Raw genomic sequence first — 17,364 nt, forward strand, 5'->3', positions numbered from 1 at the left:
TAGATGTGTATATAGAGACGGTGGTGTACCTGTATTACTTATGGTAGGGGAGAACGCTCGGACAATACAGTGATATGGTGCTTACGTCCCTATCTCTAACTATGGCTGAAATAGAGTTTATGAAGCTAGGACTTTTGGGGAAACGGTAGGGTCTGTTTCCAAAGCTCCCTCTCCCGTAAATAATTCTCAAGCCATTGAACGTGCTCATGACAAGCCAACCAGACCTTGCGGCGCTCAGGAGTGTGAACCTTCGGGTTATTCCAGAGAATCTGGTACGTTGCCTCGTTGTGGCAGCCTTTACGTGAACAAATATCTAAACTAGGGGAGGAGCTCCCCGCTAAAGAGCCCAGAAGATCCATTGACACCTCCATCTTTTTACTACTATATTGCGCGTAACGGTATTTATGCCTGTTGAAACTATATTTCAGAAATATCTATGACATCGATTCGATTATAAGGCGACGAAGAATCCGCATCTTGTGCGTAGCAATGAGAGTTCTCAGAGGCGTCGGACTTATTATCTGCAGTAGATGCATTCGACGCTGCTCCTATTTCTAAAGCTCGCCGATGATGCTCAGGCAAATAGGCAGTAAATCCACTCGATTCCTGTTTTGACTCACCATTCGCAAGTACTACAGCCACCCAAGGCAACAGTACTGCACCTGCGACGCATATCCAGCGCAGGGCACCATCTGTAAATACAGCGCCTACAATACAAACTACACGAATCGCCATTTTGAGGATGTAGTCTCGAGCACGTTTATCTACACGCTCCGATAACGGAGCAGAAGCATTACTGATTTCGTATGTCACTAAAGAGTCTTCAAATCGTTCTACGACATCAACTGTAGATAAGTAGTAACCATGAGCCGCGAGGTCTTCGGCTGTCCAGTGCTTTTCAGCAGTCATTGACACACCTCCTCAGAATTACAGTAACGAACTCTCTATGATAGCGTTTTAGCTTCGATTCACATGGTGGTAATTACCTGTACTGATTAGTCTAAACCTTCTATTCCTTATGGTGTTAAGTGTTGCAAGAACAGATACTCACCACATCATATAGATAACGGGCTAGAATAGGTATGACCAGTAACCCCAAATTTATAGGGAAAATAATGAGTGATAACACCCCCAAGACCGTTCTTGTTACCGGTGGTAATCGTGGTATCGGCTACAAGATCGCGCAGGAGTTTAAAGCATCAGGGCACAATGTTTGTGTGACCTACCGTAGCGGGGAAGCGCCCACAGAGTTCTTTGCCGTTAAAGCTGACGTCCGAGACGCAGACAGCATTAATGAAGCTTTTAAAACTATTGAAGCGGAATACGGTCCTGTAGAAATCCTTGTGGCGAATGCAGGTATTACTCGTGACATGCTGCTTATGCGCATGAAGGAAACGGATTTCATGGATGTTATCGATACCAATCTCACTGGTTCTTTTCGTGTAGCACAGCGTGCGATCAAAGGTATGATCAAACTCAAACGAGGCCGTATTATCCTCGTCTCCTCTGTTGTAGGGCTATATGGTTCTCCAGGACAGGTTAACTACTCATCGTCTAAAGCGGCTCTTGTTGGTATGGCTCGTTCCATCACCCGTGAGCTCGGAGGTCGAAATATTACGGCAAATGTTGTAGCACCGGGATTTATTAACACCGATATGACCGATAGCCTGCCTGAGGAAACCAAAGAGAATTACCTGAAAACTATCCCGGCAGGACGTTTTGCCGACCCTGCTGAGGTAGCACGGGTTATTCGCTGGTTAGCTTCGCCAGAGGCAGATTACATCTCAGGCGCCGTTATCCCTGTAGACGGCGGTCTAGGTATGGGACACTAGGTTCTTCCTATCACATGCCATAAACGTCTTACTTTCAGAAAGCACAGAACCAACAAAGGAAAATGTATGTCACAGCTCGCCGGTAAAACCGTTATTATCACAGGGTCTTCACGAGGTGTAGGTGCAGATACTGCCCAAATCCTAGCGGCTCAAGGGGCAAACATCATAGTTAACTATCGCTCCAAAGCCCCTCGAGCCAATAAGGTCGTCAAAGCTATCGAAGAAGCTGGCGGACACGCGACCGCCGTACAAGCAGACGTAACTAAGTCTGAAGACCTCACAAACCTTGTGAATGTTGCTATCGAAACCTACGGCTCCTTGGACTATCTCATCTTGAACGCATCGGGCGGTATGGAAACTGGTATGGGTGAAGACTACGCAATGCGTCTCAACCGAGATGCACAGCTTAACCTTGCACGACTTGCAGCTGAAAAAATGCCCAACGGAGGACGCATCGTTTTTGTCACCAGTCACCAGGCACACTTTATCCGCGAAGTTGAAACCCTGGCAGAATACCAGTCGGTTGCAGAGTCCAAACGAGCAGGAGAAGATGCGCTCATCGCCGAAATACCTGCGCTCACTGAGAAAGGAATTTCACTTGTCGTCGTATCAGCTGACATGATTGAAGGAACTGTGACTGCAACTTTGCTTAACCGCCTGCATCCTGGGGCTCTTGAATATCGTCGAGAGACAGCAGGTAGGCTCTACACTGTCAACGAGTTTGCCCATGAGGTAGCAGCCATGGTTACCGCAGATGTTCAGACTGGACACGTTGAGCTGGTCGGTGGAGCTCGCGGGTTCATCGATTAGAAGTACGTATAGAGCGAAGAAGCAGGACCCCAAAGGGCTTGCTCCTTCCCACATAGGTAGAGATCATATCGTAGAAGAGAATAACCATGAGCACTGTACTTAATCTTCAAAACGTGAGCGTCATGCGCGGCGGTCGCAATATTCTCGATAACGTTTCCTGGATTGTCAATGAAGGCGAACGTTGGGTTGTCTTGGGTCCAAATGGTGCCGGAAAATCAACACTTTTATCGGTCGCAGCGGCGCGTTTGCACCCCACAGTCGGACAAGTAGAGATCTTAGACGAGACTCTCGGCTCCGTTGATGTCTTTGAGCTTCGCCCGCGCATCGGGCTGTCATCGGGAGCAACCGCCACACAGATCCCTGACCGAGAGAAAGTTTCTGATGCTGTCATGACGGCCGCGTATGCCGTTTCAGGACGTTGGAAAGAGGAATACGACGCCCTCGACGGCGATCGCGCCCAAGAACTTCTTCAAGACTGGGGCGTAGATGCTTTGGCAGAGCGTCAATTCGGTTCACTCTCCGATGGCGAGCGCAAACGTACTCTTATCGCACGCGCTCTCATGACCGACCCCGAACTCCTATTACTTGATGAACCTGGGGCCGGTATGGATATCGCTGGACGCGAAGATTTGGTAGAGAGGCTTACAACACTCGCCGTTGATCCTTACGCACCGGCTACTGTACTCATCACGCACCATCTTGAAGAAATTCCTGCAGGCTTCACACACGCTCTCATGCTCCGCGACGGTCGTGTGGTAGCATCTGGACCTATTGCTCAGATCATCACAGAAAATAATCTTGCATTAACATATGCGATGGATCTAGTTTTAACAGCCACTTCGACAGGGCGCTACAGTGCTTTTAAACGCTAAGCTTTATCTTGCTCCCACCATACATACGTACGTGGTGGGAGCAAGTTTATGATCCAGTAGTATCTTTATGAAGAAGAAACAATTATCACCCCAAGAACTGCAAGCACGGGCAGAACGAGTGTACGCAATATCGTCTGTGGTGCCATTAGCTCAAGCGTCTGAACAAACACTTCGTTATTATACCCACCTAACTGATGTGAGATTACGTTCTGCCCTCGAACCTGACTGGGGTATTTATATTGCGGAGTCATCAAAAGTGGTACGGCGTGCTTTACATGCAGGACACCGTCCCCTCTCATTCCTTATGAGCGAGAAATGGGCAGATGATCTTTCCGACATACTGACGAAGTATAATAATATTCCTGCCTTTGTAGGATCGGAAGAAGAACTTGAACGAATAACTGGCTTTCATCTACATCGCGGAGCTTTAGCGGCAATGGCGCGCCCTGCTCCTCAAACCGTAGAAGATATTATTTACGGGGCTCACCGCGTCGCAGTCTTAGAAGATATTGTTGACCACACGAATGTTGGGGCTATATTTCGTTCCGCAGCGGCGCTAGGCGTAGACGCAGTGCTAGTTACTCCACGATGCGCTGACCCGCTGTATAGGCGCTCTATCCGCGTTTCTATGGGAACTGTATTTCAAGTACCTTGGGCCAGAATTACCCTCTGGCCAAAAGACCTGGAAATTCTACACGAGCACGGATTTGAAAGTGCCGCACTTGCACTAGATGAGGACTCTCTTACCTTGGGGCAACTTTCAGCACGTCAGGATAAGAAGTTAGCTTTAATCCTAGGAACAGAAGGACACGGACTCTCACCGCATACATTGGCGCAGACAAAACACACGGTTATGATTCCTATGACCCACGGCGTCGATTCTTTGAACGTGGCAGCTGCGTCAGCTGTTGCGTTTTGGGAAACGAGGCTGCGTTCGTAACAACAAGCCCTCTAAGAACATAGCGTTACCTCTTTAAAGGTGGTATCCTTGATAGCTGGCTGTGCATTTTAAGCCGGTCTATGGTGCGCTCTGCGTGCATCGTAAAACCTACTCCATCTATTTAGGGTTACTGGCAAAATCCAGTGACAGAAGAAGGTAATTAAGCATGAAGGCAGATATCCACCCGGAGTACCGTCCGGTACTATTCCGTGACCTTGCATCCGGTAAAGTTTTCTTGACTCGTTCCACGATGACTTCGGATAAAACCGAGAAGTGGGAAGACGGTAACGAATACCCCATCGTTGAGGTCGAGATCTCCTCTGAGTCGCATCCGTTCTACACCGGTAAGCAGCGTATCATGGATTCCGCAGGTCGCGTCGAACGCTTCAACGCACGTTTTGCAAACTTTGGTAAGAAAGCGTAAAACGTAGAATGCAATAAAGAACACACCCCGTAATATAGATTAAAAATCTGATACGGGGTGTGTTCTTATTTTCTACCGTTACAATGTGAAGGTAACTCACTTTGTAACGGTATTCTTATGCGGGTTATGCCGTTATCACATCACTCGAAGGAAACAAACCCATGAGCGAAGCGCTCGCTGAAAAACCCCGTCGAAAGACTCTTAAACGGGTACTAATTATTCTTGCTATCCTTATTCTTACTCTTATCATCGGAGTGGGGGTTTACCTGTGGAGCATTGGGCATACCTGGGACTCCAAGACTCAAAAATTTGATTCCATTACGAATTCACAAGGAGATTTAGACTCTTTAAGAAAAAACCTGGGAGACCCGAATAATGATCCAAATATTGTGGGTCCCGATGGTAAAACGGCAGATTCTCTTGCTAATGACCTTGACAAGAATGGGAACGGAATTCTTGACTCCTTAGAGGGTGGTAAGACGCGTCAGGTCGTAAAAGGCGAAGGAACTAATATTCTTCTTCTTGGTAGCGATCAACGTTCAGGGCAAGAAGCTGCAACAGTTAGTGGGGCTCGGGCAGATACTATTATGCTGATGCACATTCCTAAAAACGGGGAAGGCGTTTATTTCGTTTCTATCATGCGTGATTCGTGGGTAAGTATCCCCGGGTATGGAAACGCGAAGGTGAATGCAGCTCTCAACTATGGAGGCATTAGCTTACAAATTGAGACCATTGAACAACTAATTGGTGTCAAGATTGACCATGTAGCAGAAATAGATTTTGATGGGTTTAAAGGGCTTACTAACGCTCTAGGTGGCGTTGATGTTCAAGTTCCTTTTGCTTTCCAAACAGGCGTTTGGAACTTTACACCGGGTACCATGCATATGGATGGCAGCACTGCTTTAGCGTTTGTGCGTGAGCGGTATTCTTTTGCATCGGGTGATTATCAGCGTGTACGTAATCAACGTGCATATTTACGTGGACTCTATACGACCATCCAAAAACAGGGGTTTTTGGGTAACATCACTAATTTTAAGAATATGGTGGATGCCTTTAGCGGCTACGTCAAGGTTGATAGCGGTTTAGGTTCTGGTGAGATTCTTCGAATTGCGGCACCTGTCATTAATGGTGGTTCGGCTGCTTTACATATGACGACGCTTCCTAACGCAGGCCCTGGCTGGTCTTATGATGGTCAGTCAATCATTATTATTAATCAGCCTGCTGTTGATTCGTTGACGGAGGCTTTGAAAGCTGATCGTATGCAGGATTTTATGAATACTTATGGGTCTGACTAGGTATGTCTATATACGGGTCTATAGATCCTGCAGATAAAATTTGGGGTAGTCAGCACAGTATCTGACGTGCTGACTACCCCAAATTTTATCTTAATGTTGCACGTGTGTTCTAGCTGGTATAGGAGTTACGGTAACAGTCTGGGATGCATGTTCTTCAGCAGCCAGTCTGAGTAACCGACGACCAAAATACAGAGCGATTGAGTAGAGAGCTCCGCCCATAATTGCTATGAGGACTCCAAGAAGAACACGCCAAATTGCAATTGCTAAGCCAACTATAAGAAGGGTTATACCTATAATTTTGACGAGGGTAAGCAGGCGCGTGTGTTCTTCAGGAAGATCATCGAAAGATACGGGTTTAGCTGCTTTCTCCGGGATAACTTCGTGTGCCGTGATCGCCTCGCTGACTCCGTTTTTTCCTGCAACAGAGGTGATAAATCCGCGAATCTTCTGAGGAAGAATATGCTTCCCTTGAGTGTTTTCCGCTTCAGCTGGGACAAAAGCATCGGGAACCTCATACTTCTTGGCCTCAGGTAGGAGCTCAGGTACATCGTTGGGTAAATCTTTGTACCACTGTTCTGGGATATTCTCTGACCGCACCGCCTGAATAGTTAATGAAAGCTCGAGCCTGTTACCGCGTATCGTGCCCCAGACATTGGTGAGTTTGTCATGTTTCGCAGCATGTTCAATGACAGGAATAAACTGTTCTGATATTTGGGAGCTTAAACGCCCTACATGAGTATCCTCATGGAAAACTTCTACCGAACTGACCATGTGCCCATCTGGGTTTTTAACCTGTTGTACTTCAAGTCTTAAAATTACCCGTCCTTCACCTGTTGGCGGCAAAATACTGTGAAGATATTCAGCGTGTCCATTCTCGTCAAGCACTTTGATTGAAGGACCTTGAGGAAGAATAGCTGCTCGCGCTGAGGCATGGTTGAGAGGAAACAGCAAGGTTGGTGACGACAGAAAGAGTTTTCCTACACTTTTAATGTGCGGTCCGCTATCAGCTCGTAGAGCAATAGCATTGAGTTGCAGCTGTGCTGTAGGAGAGAAACCGGAAGCAACAACGCGGGTAATCGCGTTCCAATAGTTTGCAGAATCGTCACGACTTAAACGTCCCACTTTATGATCCCCAACGTATACAGCAATGCTGTTTGCCTCGTAGGGGTTATCAGGTTCTGGAACAAGGCGAGCTTTGCCTTGCCAGGACTGTTCACGGTTGACATGGAGCTCTTGAAAGACTTGTAGAGTCTCAGCCTCATAGTAGTTGTCGGTGACAATTGTGAGGGTTCCACGGTCGCCGAGAGCATAATCGACCAAAGCAAACTCCTTAGGTGGTGATGAATATGTTCTAATTCTCTCACGTTTTTGGGAATAACTAGTACCCTACACGTAAAGTAACTTTTGGGTGACGTTTAAGGAATTGATGAATGTGGTCAAAATCTTGCTTCACGTTAATGAAACCTATAGATAGGCTACAGCCCAGTACAGCGGCGTGAAGAAGAGATACTGTACCAGGCTGTAATGCCTAGAAAGTGCTAGTCGGATAAAGAACTATTGAATTGCTGACCGATCATATTCCGATGCGCATTATCTTGTGCCTCCAAAATGAGCCGACGTAGTGCGGAGGGGGCTGATGGATTCTTGTGTAACCATTCTTGGGCTAGAGCAACTGAAGGATTATCGCTAACCCCGGTTCCTTCAGCGGATCCGTAATTGTAGAGCGAACGGGGGTATAAACCGCGAACTATACGAGTGGCCATACCAATGGAACGGGTGTCCCACATTGATAGGAGCGAATCGAAGAAAGGCTTATAGTAAGGAGTCCGCAGCTCAACATCCCCTCGCAAGAAACCATTTGCTGTTGAGGTCAAGGCGTCGTTGGATAATGAAGAGTCTTCCATGATGCGTTTATAAGCGGCTGCTTTGTGGTCGGCATCAGGAATAGCCGCGATCGCAAATGCGTAGCCATTCTTTGAGATTGATGACGGATTGTACTGTGCAGCTCGGTCTAAATCAGCAACAGTAACAAGGTTACGCCCCGTCAGGGTACCCAAAGCACTCCATCCAAGATTCTGATCGTAGGGGATACCAGTCGCATCGGCAATATCTCCCACAGTATCTTCAAAAGCCCCTCGGGCGATATCGCGGCAGAGATCTTCACCTTGAGTTGAGTAGGAAGAAATAGAGATAAGTCCTCGAAGCAATATGAGCTGCGTATCGGAGCCAGGTTTGGCGGCAGCGAGCGCTTTCGAGAAAGACTCATAGAGAGCATCATACAAAGGCTGTCGAGACTTGGGGGCACCAAAATTAGTAATAGCGTTTTGGCTGTTCGACACCATACTTCCCAAAAGGGATGCACTGCTCTCACAGGATACGTTCCGTACTGCTGCGTCTACGAAAGTGGCAACGGGAAGTCGGGCATCGCGCACGCTTTCCCAGAGAGATCCCCAGATAAGACCGCGAGAAAGAGATGATTCAAGAGTGGATACTCCTGCAATTGCCGCTTGAAGACCATCCTCATCGGTGAGCATGATCTTTGCGTAGGTGTGGTCTTCTGCATTGAGCATAAGTAAGTCAGCTTCACCTACAGTCTTCTTGTGCTCTTGGGGCAAAGAGACACGATACTCCGCGATAGGATCGGCAGGGTATTCAAGGGAGAGAGTGCCTGTTGAGACAAGTTTTTCTTCTTGAAGGATAAAAGTTTCAAGCTTTACCACATGCGGGCGACCTATACCGGCTGGCTGAGTGTCGGGTAGCTGCTGAGTGAGGTACAAATCCTGGAGCTTACCATCTTCGCGGTAAACGCGTCGAGTACCGAGGGTAGATAGACCAGAAGTCTGTAACCACGCTTGAGACCAGGTCTGCATATCGCGACCTGAGACCTCATTAAGTACATCAAGAAAGTCTTGAAGCGAGGTGTTCCCCCAAGCAAAACGTTTGAAATAGACGCGTGCCGCTTCGATAAAGGTATCAAAGCCTACATAGGAAACAAGCTGCTTCAAGGTGGAGGCACCCTTGGCGTAAGTTATGCCATCGAAATTTTGGGCTGCAGCTTCCAAATGAGGTATATCCGCGACAATGGGATGCGTCGTAGGAAGCTGATCTTGCAGATATGCCCAAGATTTACGGTGATTCGCGAATGTTACCCAAGCATCGTTAAAACCATTAGCTTCAATAGCACCTAGAGCACCCATGAAATCAGCAAATGACTCTTTAAGCCAGAGATCATCCCACCATTTCATAGTGACAAGATCTCCAAACCACATATGTGCCATCTCATGGCAGATAGTGTTTGCGCGACCTTCAAGATCATCTTCGGTAGCACCAGAGACAAAAATGAAATCCTCAGTGAATGTTACGAGACCGGGGTTCTCCATCGCGCCGATGTTATATTCGGGGACGAACGCCTGTTCGTACTTCGGGTAAGGGTAGGGATAGTCAAAGAGATCCTGGAAGAAATCTAAGCCGTTCTTAGTGACTCGGAAGATATTATCGTAGTCAAAATGGGGCTTTAGAGAATGGCGGCAGTACGCCACTAAAGGAATATCGCCGCTGTTAGTAATACTCTGGGGTTTATAGGTATCGGTGACTGTGAAGTATTCACCTGCTAACACTGCGGTAATGTAGGTAGAAATTCGCTCGGTAGGAGCAAAAACGCGCTTAACGATATTTGAGTCAGTCGGGTCGGACACCTCAGATTCTAGAACCCCGTTCGAGCTGACAACCCAATCTCGTGGGGCTGTGATTCGGAAATTAAAAACAGCCTTCAGATCGGGTTGCTCAAAGTTGGGGAATACACGACGGCAATCGGCGGGCTCATATTGGGTGTAAAGATATACACGCCCATCCGAAGGATCAATATAGCGGTGCAGACCTTCTCCCGACCGTGAATAGTATGAACGCCCGTGAACAGTAAGTTCGTTTTCCTCGGCAAGCTCGGGCAGCATGATGCGTGAGCCATCAACAACCTTGTTGAGGTCAAGCTGCGCGCCATTAAGCCTAACAGAATCGATAGAGTGGCGAATATAATCAATGAAAGTCTGGGCACCAGGCTTACGGGATTTAAACTTAACGGTTGTAACTGTAGGGTATGTCTCGAAATTTTCATCCTTGGCATGGGTCAAATCAAGGTGAACATGATATGAGTCTACGATAATGAGCGCTGACCGTTCTGCAGCTTCTTCGCGTGAGAGGTTCTCGTTATTCATAGTTTCTATTCTAAACTCTCACATGCAGTACTTCATGGACGTGACCCGAACACTGTACTGTATGTTACTAGAAAGGAACATGGGGAGTACTAAATGTTTAAAAGTGACGGATAACACGTTATATAGATTTGCCTGCTTGTACTTGCCAACCGTATAGTATTACTTGTTGCTTTGAGCAGGCAAAGCCCTCTCAAAGGTAACCTGCGCGGGTGGCGGAATAGGCAGACGCGCTAGCTTGAGGTGCTAGTCCTCGTATTAGAGGGTGGGGGTTCAAGTCCCCCCTCGCGCACATTATAAAGGGTCTCTGATAAACATCAGAGGCCCTTTTCTATTTCACTTTTCCACAATAATAATTAGAGCGCCCTATACTCTGACAGACAGAATATAAGGCGCTCGCGACTTGCCTGTAAGGCTACAAGAAAGTTACCTAGGGCAAAAGCTGCGGATCGGTAGTGACGAGGATCTTTACGGCAGTCTCGTTGTGGTTAATCAACGTGTCAAATCCCTTGTCAATGAGATCTTCAAGAGGAATCCTGCCAGTAATGAACGGCTTGAGGTTAATCTTGCCTGACTCTACAAGTTTGATAGTTTCCGGGTGGCTGTTCACGTATGCAATGGTTCCTCGAATATCGAGCTCCTTAAGCACGACCTTCTGAACATCCAACGATGCTGGTTTACCCCAAATGGATACGATCACGGCTTTACCGGTAGGCTTGAGTGCATCCAGAATGAGGTCTAGTGCAGGCTGTACAGAGGTGCATTCAAAGGCTACGTCTACACCCTTATCATTGGTCAGCTTATGAATTTCTGCTAGGACATCAACCTCAGCAGGGGAGAAGGCATAGTCTGCAACTCCAGAATCCAATGCTTTCTGACGGCGTAGCGAGGACAGCTCAGAGATAATGACCTTCGCCCCCTTAGCTTTAAGCACGGCGGAGGTAAGCAGGCCAATGGGGCCAGCACCAGTAACTAGCGCAAAGTCACCGTCTTTGATTTCTCCGGCGCGCTCAACTGCATGATAACCGACACTCAAAGGCTCAATCAGTGCAGCTTCATCTAACGGAAGGTCTTTAGAGATCTTGTGAACCCAACGGCGTTTTACAGATACCTTCTCTGATAGTCCGCCTCCACGGCCAGCAAGACCAATAAAGTTCATGTTCTTAGAAAGATGATAGGTCTTCGAATCTGGGCCGACATCTACAGAGTCTGCAATAATGTATGGCTCAACCACAACATGATCTCCGACTTCAAGATCGGAAATGCCTTCGCCTAAAGCTTCTACGATACCTGAGAATTCGTGACCAAGGGTTACAGGAGAATCTTCTCCTGAGATTGGATGCGGATGCCCATGTTTAGGGCAGAAAATAGGTCCATCAAGATACTCGTGCAAATCAGTGCCACAGATACCACACCATGCTACTTTGACCAACACTTCACCGGGTTGTACTTCGGGGGTGGGTATGTCCTCAATGCGAATGTCATTACGGTCGTAAAAACGAGCTGCCTTCATGGGATAGACTCCTTTACCTTTGAGGCTCTATATGATGCGCCTAATGCTGAATACTCTGTTGTTATCACGCAAACCGACTTGTTACAGCACTAGGTTAGTTAAGCGCAGGCTCAATAGCCTACATCTATAACGCTACTCTTCCATGCCAATGTTTACTAGGAAATATAGAAAAAATACTTTATATGACATAAACGTGTAGTTTCAGCCCAAATATCGTATAAACCCACCAAAATTACCAAACTTGTAGACCACTACCAGACAATGTACGAAAACTACTCTTCGCAATAGTATTCTAGCTGTGAGTTCCTCTAGATATGTTTGGGCTTGGGAGGTTCCCTGCCCCCAGAAATAAGGGTTAAATTATGTGATATTAATCAAAAAGTCATAAAGCCCTTATATGGCTTCTTGGGAGAAAAATATGGTCTTCTAGTAAAAACTCACATAAAAAATCGTGAAAAGAGCAACTAAACCAACATAAACCCCAAAGAACAAGGCATAATAGATAATGGGAACTTCAGAAGACACTCCGTGCTTCTGCCCACATATCAGACAAATCAACAACCCCAAGACAGGGCGGCGACCCAATGAACAACGTAAAATCTACCACTAAACTCGGCATCATCGGCGCAGGCGGTGTCGGATCTGCAACCGCATACGCAGCAACCCTACGTGGCTCTGCAAATGAAATCGTCCTTTACGACATTGACGGCAAACGAGCACACGCTGAAGCCCTCGATATCGCCCACGGTTCTATGTTCGCCCATGAAGCGCAGCTCACCGGCGGAGACGACCTCGAAATCCTGCGTGACTGCGACATGATCATCATTACCGCAGGTGCCCGCCAAGAGCCCGGGCAGCCCCGCCTCGAACTCGCAGGAGCAAACGTACGCATCCTCGAAAAATTACTGCCAAACCTTATGGAAATGTCACCCAACGCAATTTACATGCTGGTTACCAACCCCTGCGACGTACTCACTGTTGTCGCCCAGAAGATCACCGGGCTACCCTCACACCGAGTACTATCCTCCGGTACCGTACTCGATTCTTCTCGACTGCGCTGGCTCGTCGCCAGCAAAGCCGGAGTCTCCATCAAGAGCGTTCACGCAAATATCATTGGCGAACACGGGGACTCGGAGTTCCCTGTCTGGTCGGCAGCTAACATCGGCATGGTACCCCTCATTGACTGGGAATACAACGGCACCAAAGTATTTACTGAAGAAGTACGTGCAGAACTAGCGCACGAAGCGATGCGCGCAGCCTATAAAGTCATTGAAGGTAAAGGATCCACCAACTACGCCATCGGTGTTTCCGCGGCACGAATTGCAGAAGGCTTCCTCCGAGATCAGAACGCCGTACTGCCAATCTCCACCATTGCAGCAGGCGAACTCTACGGCTTCAAAGACGTAGCACTGTCCCTACCCTCCGTCGTAAACTACGAAGGCGTACAGCGAGTCCTCAGCGTTCCCATGAACGACGAAGAACACAATAAGCTACGCGCCTCCGCAGAAGCAATCCGCGCATCCCTGGAAATCCTAGGATTCTAAAGAACATTCCTAAAACACCCTTCTAAACGCGTGCCCAAACACACTGGGTACGCGTTTGTCATACCTTCACAATATGACACTCTCCAACCACAATAGCCATAAAAGATAGTAGACTAGACACATGAGCACTGACCCCCGCACCGAACTCACTCGTCTACTCGACGCCCTCGAAACACACCTTGACGCCGTCACCCACCGCACCCGCGAACACGACCCCGTAATCGACGAAGCCTATGTCGAAATTGCAAACGCTTTTGAAGCCTACGAAAATGCCCTCTTCGAAGTACATAACGAAGTAACACCTCTTAGCGTCTACGGAGATGACGACGAAAACTTCGACGAATTCCTCACCGACACCGACGACGAAGACGACGATATCGAATACGAAAAAAACTAACCACACAACCAAACCCTCAGGCCCCGCATCCTAGCCACCCGCCAGAATGCGGGGTTTCTCTTCACACACCACAAACATAAAACCATGAGCACCCCAAAACACCTCCGAGACCACGCCCTCATCCTCCGCACCCAAAACCTAGGCGAAGCAGACCGCATCATCATCATGCTCACCCAAAACAACGGAGTCATCCACGCCGTTGCCAAATCAATCCGCAAACCAAACTCAAAATTCGGTGCTCGGCTAGAGCCCTATATGCACACCGACATATCCCTCACCCGAGGCAAAACAAACCTCCACATCATATCCCAAACCGCAACCATACATGCCTATACAGCGACTCTCATGGGTAACTACAACGCCTACACCGCCGCAAACACCATCGCTGAAATCGCAGAGACACTCAACACCAACAGTACCCCCCACGACACCAACCCACACTACCACCTCACTCATGGAGCAATCGCCACGCTAGCCCACAACAAACACACACCACAGCGCATCCTCACAAGCTATATCTTACGTGCCATGAAATTCGCAGGCTGGCTCATCTTCACTGACACCTGCACATACTGCAATCAACCCATCACCACTGGGTACCACCCAGCAGGTACACATGGCATAACAGGAACCCTCTGCAAAACTTGCGCCCACCAAAATGACACCCCTACAACACCCATAACACCCACCGAATATAACTATATACAAGCCCTCTATAAAGGGAACTGGGACACCGTAGACAACGCCTCACCTCTCGCGGCACGCAAAATACTCAACCTCACCCTACACACCACCCAAAACTACCTCGAAACCCCCCTCAAGACCCTCACCTACCTCGAACTAGAAACCTAAAAACAACATCAAACACGGTAAAATACTGTAGTAACACACCATCAACCCGGAAAGAATCCCATGCCACAAAAACCACCGGCACACCCCTCCGGAACAACCCCACCCCCCATACCCAAAAAATTCATCCCTCAACACGTTGCCGTTGTCATGGATGGCAATGGACGCTGGGCCAACGAACGCGGACTCCCACGCAACGAAGGACATCGAGCAGGCGAAGCAGCCCTCCTCGACATCGTTGCAGGAGCCATAGAAATGGGCATACCCTATATCAGCGCCTATGCCTTCTCCACAGAAAACTGGAAACGCTCACCCAGCGAAGTATCCTTCATCATGCGTTTCTCCACCGAAGTCCTCAACCGGCAACTCGAAACCCTCAAATCCTGGGGAGTACGTATCCGCTGGGCAGGACGCCGCCCCAAACTCTGGAAAAACGTCATCTCACAACTCGAACAATGCGAACGCGAAACTATCAATAACACCACCTGCACCCTCACTATGTGCGTCAACTATGGAGGACGCGCAGAAATCGCAGACGCAGCCGCAACTATTGCACAAGACGTACAAGCAGGCATCCTTAAACCCTCCTCTATCACAGAAAAAACTTTCCAAAAATACCTCGACGAACCAGACCTACCAGACGTCGACCTCTTCCTCCGATCATCAGGCGAACAACGAATATCCAACTTCCTCCTCTGGCAAAGCGCCTACGCCGAATTCGTCTTCATGAACGTACTCTGGCCAGATGTAGACCGCCTAACCCTCTATAAAGCCGTCGAAGAATACGCCAGCCGCGACCGCCGCTACGGAGGCGCCACCGACAAAATCCCCAGCCCCAAAAACTAACACCACAAGGAGCAAACGATGCGACTATACCCAACCTTCTTCAAAATCTTCTTCGCAGGCATGGATCCCGAAAAAGCACACCACATCGGCTTCTGGGGAGTACAAACCCTTAAAAACCTAGGCATTACTCGCATCCTCAAAAGCTACCTTCAACCCAATCCCAGCCTCCGCACCACAGCCATGGGACTCACCTTCCCTTCACCCTTCGGACTAGCCGCAGGCTTCGACAAAGGCGGGAAAGGTATCGCAGCCCTTGCAGGACTAGGATTCGGACACATCGAAATCGGCACTATCACCGGACAAGCACAACCTGGTAACCCACAACCACGTTTATTCCGCCTCATCGAAGATAAAGCAGTCATTAATCGTATGGGATTCAACAACGACGGTGCCGCAGCTGCAGGACCCCGAGTCGCATCAGCACGTGCTGATCTAGAAACCGAATACCGTCCCGAGAAACGCCCCATTATCGGCGTCAACATCGGAAAAACAAAGATTGTAGAACTAGAAAACGCCATAGAAGACTACCTAATATCAACACGTACCCTAGCCCCACAAGCAGACTACCTCGTCGTCAACGTAAGCTCCCCCAACACCCCAGGACTACGTACACTGCAATCCATCGCAACACTCCGCCCACTCCTGCAAGCCGTACGAGAAGAAGCAAACCGAGTCTCACCCCACCGCCACGTGCCTCTCACCGTTAAAATCGCTCCAGACCTTGTAGACGAAGACATAACAGCTATCGCTCGCCTAGCCCAAGAACTAAAGCTTGACGGGATCATCGCAACCAACACTACAATCGCACGCGAAGGCTTAGGACTTCACACTACCAAAGAAAAAATTAACGCTATAGGCGCAGGAGGACTCTCAGGAGAACCACTTAAAACCCGATCACTCGAAGTCCTACACCTCCTCAAGAAAGAAATAGGCAACAAACTAGCCCTCATCTCCGTCGGAGGAGTAACCAACGCCCAGGACGTACAAGAACGACTAGACGCAGGCGCAGACCTCGTCCAAGGATATACCGCCTTCCTCTACGAAGGCCCCTTATGGGCCGCCCACATCAACCGAGGACTCTACAAAATCCGTCGCTCGCGCCAAAAATAAGCCTCACAAAAAGGGTGAGAAACCAAACACGGTTTCCCACCCCCAGAAATCATTAAAGACACAGTTATCTATTTTGGATACTCCCCATACTTAACAAGAGGATAAGGTCGCCGCATCCGGCGAATCATCATCACACGGTTGAACGCATACATACCACTACCACGCTGTACCTCGCCAAACTTAGCAATAACCATCTGTTTAAGCTTGCGCCACATCAACCAGTAATCAATAACCCACAACAGCATCAGAGCATACATGCCATACATAGTCCCGTAGTAGACAGGAGCGGCAGCTACGCCAAAACCGCTCACGACCCACGACGCAACAAGAAAAACAATGAGCAAAATAAGCATTATATCGCCCAAATTCCGACGAGCATCAATATAGTCGCGAATGTACCGCCGCTGAGGCCCCTTATCCACTATCGGCAGATACTTCTCATCCCCAGTACGCATAGCCTCCCGCTGCCGTGCCCTAAGCTCAGCAGCAGCCTCACGATCAGCAGTCTTCGCCGCGCCACGATCAGCACCGACTATAGGCCTCCTTCGCGCCGCAACCTGCTCTTTACGAGACGGTGTAGGACGCCCTTTCTTCGGCGTGAACTTAGAGTTCTCAGGAACCTCATGCTGTTTCTCTTCTTCAGGCTCGACAGCAGCCTCCTGCGGAGCCTTACCTTTTTTACGACCAAACACCCTACTAGAATAACCAAAAATAATTGCCTACG

17 protein-coding genes and 1 tRNA gene are annotated in these 17,364 nt (G+C 48.5%); 12 read left to right on the forward strand and 6 right to left on the reverse strand.

From position 1 onward, the window contains the following. Positions 1 to 125: 125 nt before the first annotated feature. Both HMPREF2756_RS11555 and HMPREF2756_RS08545 read right to left on the reverse strand, forming a co-directional pair. A complete protein-coding gene (locus HMPREF2756_RS11555; protein ID WP_080976601.1) occupies positions 126 to 359 on the reverse strand; it encodes an acetone carboxylase in 234 nt (77 codons plus the stop codon). Between the two features lie 58 nt (positions 360 to 417). Beyond that, positions 418 to 909 carry a DUF3099 domain-containing protein gene (locus HMPREF2756_RS08545; RefSeq protein ID WP_070620315.1) on the reverse strand — a complete coding sequence of 164 codons (492 nt, stop codon included), beginning with the start codon at positions 907 to 909 and terminating at the stop codon, positions 418 to 420. 206 nt (positions 910 to 1,115) lie between these two features. Between HMPREF2756_RS08545 and HMPREF2756_RS08550 the strand changes: the two genes are divergently transcribed. From HMPREF2756_RS08550 to HMPREF2756_RS08575, 6 genes are all read left to right on the forward strand, one after another. Next, a complete protein-coding gene (locus tag HMPREF2756_RS08550; protein WP_048779705.1) occupies positions 1,116 to 1,832 on the forward strand; it encodes a beta-ketoacyl-ACP reductase in 717 nt (238 codons plus the stop codon). A gap of 66 nt (positions 1,833 to 1,898) precedes the next feature. Next, a complete protein-coding gene (locus tag HMPREF2756_RS08555) occupies positions 1,899 to 2,642 on the forward strand; it encodes an SDR family oxidoreductase (RefSeq protein ID WP_048779703.1) in 744 nt (247 codons plus the stop codon). A gap of 86 nt (positions 2,643 to 2,728) precedes the next feature. Beyond that, the gene (locus HMPREF2756_RS08560) at positions 2,729 to 3,514 is read left to right on the forward strand and encodes an ABC transporter ATP-binding protein (protein ID WP_070620318.1); all 786 of its coding nucleotides are present in this window, start codon (positions 2,729 to 2,731) and stop codon (positions 3,512 to 3,514) included. A gap of 67 nt (positions 3,515 to 3,581) precedes the next feature. After that, on the forward strand, positions 3,582 to 4,454 hold the full coding sequence (locus tag HMPREF2756_RS08565; protein WP_083301710.1) for a TrmH family RNA methyltransferase: 873 nt from the start codon (positions 3,582 to 3,584) through the stop codon (positions 4,452 to 4,454). A gap of 166 nt (positions 4,455 to 4,620) precedes the next feature. Then, a complete protein-coding gene (locus HMPREF2756_RS08570) occupies positions 4,621 to 4,878 on the forward strand; it encodes a type B 50S ribosomal protein L31 (RefSeq protein ID WP_004004643.1) in 258 nt (85 codons plus the stop codon). A 161-nt stretch (positions 4,879 to 5,039) separates the two neighbouring features. Further along, a complete protein-coding gene (locus HMPREF2756_RS08575) occupies positions 5,040 to 6,173 on the forward strand; it encodes an LCP family protein (protein ID WP_070620322.1) in 1,134 nt (377 codons plus the stop codon). Between the two features lie 90 nt (positions 6,174 to 6,263). Here HMPREF2756_RS08575 and HMPREF2756_RS08580 read toward each other — a convergent pair whose 3' ends face one another. Together HMPREF2756_RS08580 and pepN are read right to left on the reverse strand one after the other, a co-directional pair. Next, positions 6,264 to 7,493: an HIRAN domain-containing protein gene (locus tag HMPREF2756_RS08580; protein ID WP_070620325.1), complete on the reverse strand. Its 1,230-nt coding sequence runs from the start codon at positions 7,491 to 7,493 to the stop codon at positions 6,264 to 6,266. A 218-nt stretch (positions 7,494 to 7,711) separates the two neighbouring features. Beyond that, positions 7,712 to 10,384, reverse strand: coding sequence for an aminopeptidase N (gene pepN, locus HMPREF2756_RS08585; RefSeq protein ID WP_070620328.1), 2,673 nt, complete (start codon positions 10,382 to 10,384; stop codon positions 7,712 to 7,714). A gap of 203 nt (positions 10,385 to 10,587) precedes the next feature. On the opposite strand from pepN, the gene HMPREF2756_RS08590 reads away from it, so the two are divergent. Continuing rightward, a tRNA-Leu gene (locus HMPREF2756_RS08590) sits at positions 10,588 to 10,673 on the forward strand. Between the two features lie 138 nt (positions 10,674 to 10,811). On the opposite strand, the gene HMPREF2756_RS08595 is transcribed toward HMPREF2756_RS08590, so the two are convergent. Beyond that, positions 10,812 to 11,894: a 2,3-butanediol dehydrogenase gene (locus tag HMPREF2756_RS08595; protein ID WP_004004647.1), complete on the reverse strand. Its 1,083-nt coding sequence runs from the start codon at positions 11,892 to 11,894 to the stop codon at positions 10,812 to 10,814. A gap of 584 nt (positions 11,895 to 12,478) precedes the next feature. On the opposite strand from HMPREF2756_RS08595, the gene HMPREF2756_RS08600 reads away from it, so the two are divergent. From HMPREF2756_RS08600 to HMPREF2756_RS08620, 5 genes are all read left to right on the forward strand, one after another. Further along, positions 12,479 to 13,438, forward strand: a complete 960-nt coding sequence (locus tag HMPREF2756_RS08600) for an L-lactate dehydrogenase (RefSeq protein ID WP_070620331.1) — start codon at positions 12,479 to 12,481, stop codon at positions 13,436 to 13,438. A gap of 121 nt (positions 13,439 to 13,559) precedes the next feature. Continuing rightward, complete coding sequence (locus HMPREF2756_RS08605; protein ID WP_070450216.1) at positions 13,560 to 13,835, forward strand: hypothetical protein; 276 nt, start codon at positions 13,560 to 13,562, stop codon at positions 13,833 to 13,835. 84 nt (positions 13,836 to 13,919) lie between these two features. Next, positions 13,920 to 14,687: a DNA repair protein RecO gene (recO, locus tag HMPREF2756_RS08610; protein WP_070620334.1), complete on the forward strand. Its 768-nt coding sequence runs from the start codon at positions 13,920 to 13,922 to the stop codon at positions 14,685 to 14,687. A 60-nt stretch (positions 14,688 to 14,747) separates the two neighbouring features. Further along, on the forward strand, positions 14,748 to 15,530 hold the full coding sequence (locus HMPREF2756_RS08615; RefSeq protein WP_048778224.1) for an isoprenyl transferase: 783 nt from the start codon (positions 14,748 to 14,750) through the stop codon (positions 15,528 to 15,530). Between the two features lie 18 nt (positions 15,531 to 15,548). After that, a complete protein-coding gene (locus HMPREF2756_RS08620) occupies positions 15,549 to 16,640 on the forward strand; it encodes a quinone-dependent dihydroorotate dehydrogenase (protein ID WP_070620336.1) in 1,092 nt (363 codons plus the stop codon). 68 nt (positions 16,641 to 16,708) lie between these two features. On the opposite strand, the gene HMPREF2756_RS08625 is transcribed toward HMPREF2756_RS08620, so the two are convergent. Beyond that, on the reverse strand, positions 16,709 to 17,332 hold the full coding sequence (locus tag HMPREF2756_RS08625) for a DUF3043 domain-containing protein (protein ID WP_004004653.1): 624 nt from the start codon (positions 17,330 to 17,332) through the stop codon (positions 16,709 to 16,711). Between the last annotated feature and the right edge of the window lie 32 nt (positions 17,333 to 17,364).

The organism is Rothia sp. HMSC067H10 (assembly GCF_001810635.1).
Taxonomy (GTDB): Bacteria; Actinomycetota; Actinomycetes; order Actinomycetales; family Micrococcaceae; genus Rothia; species Rothia dentocariosa.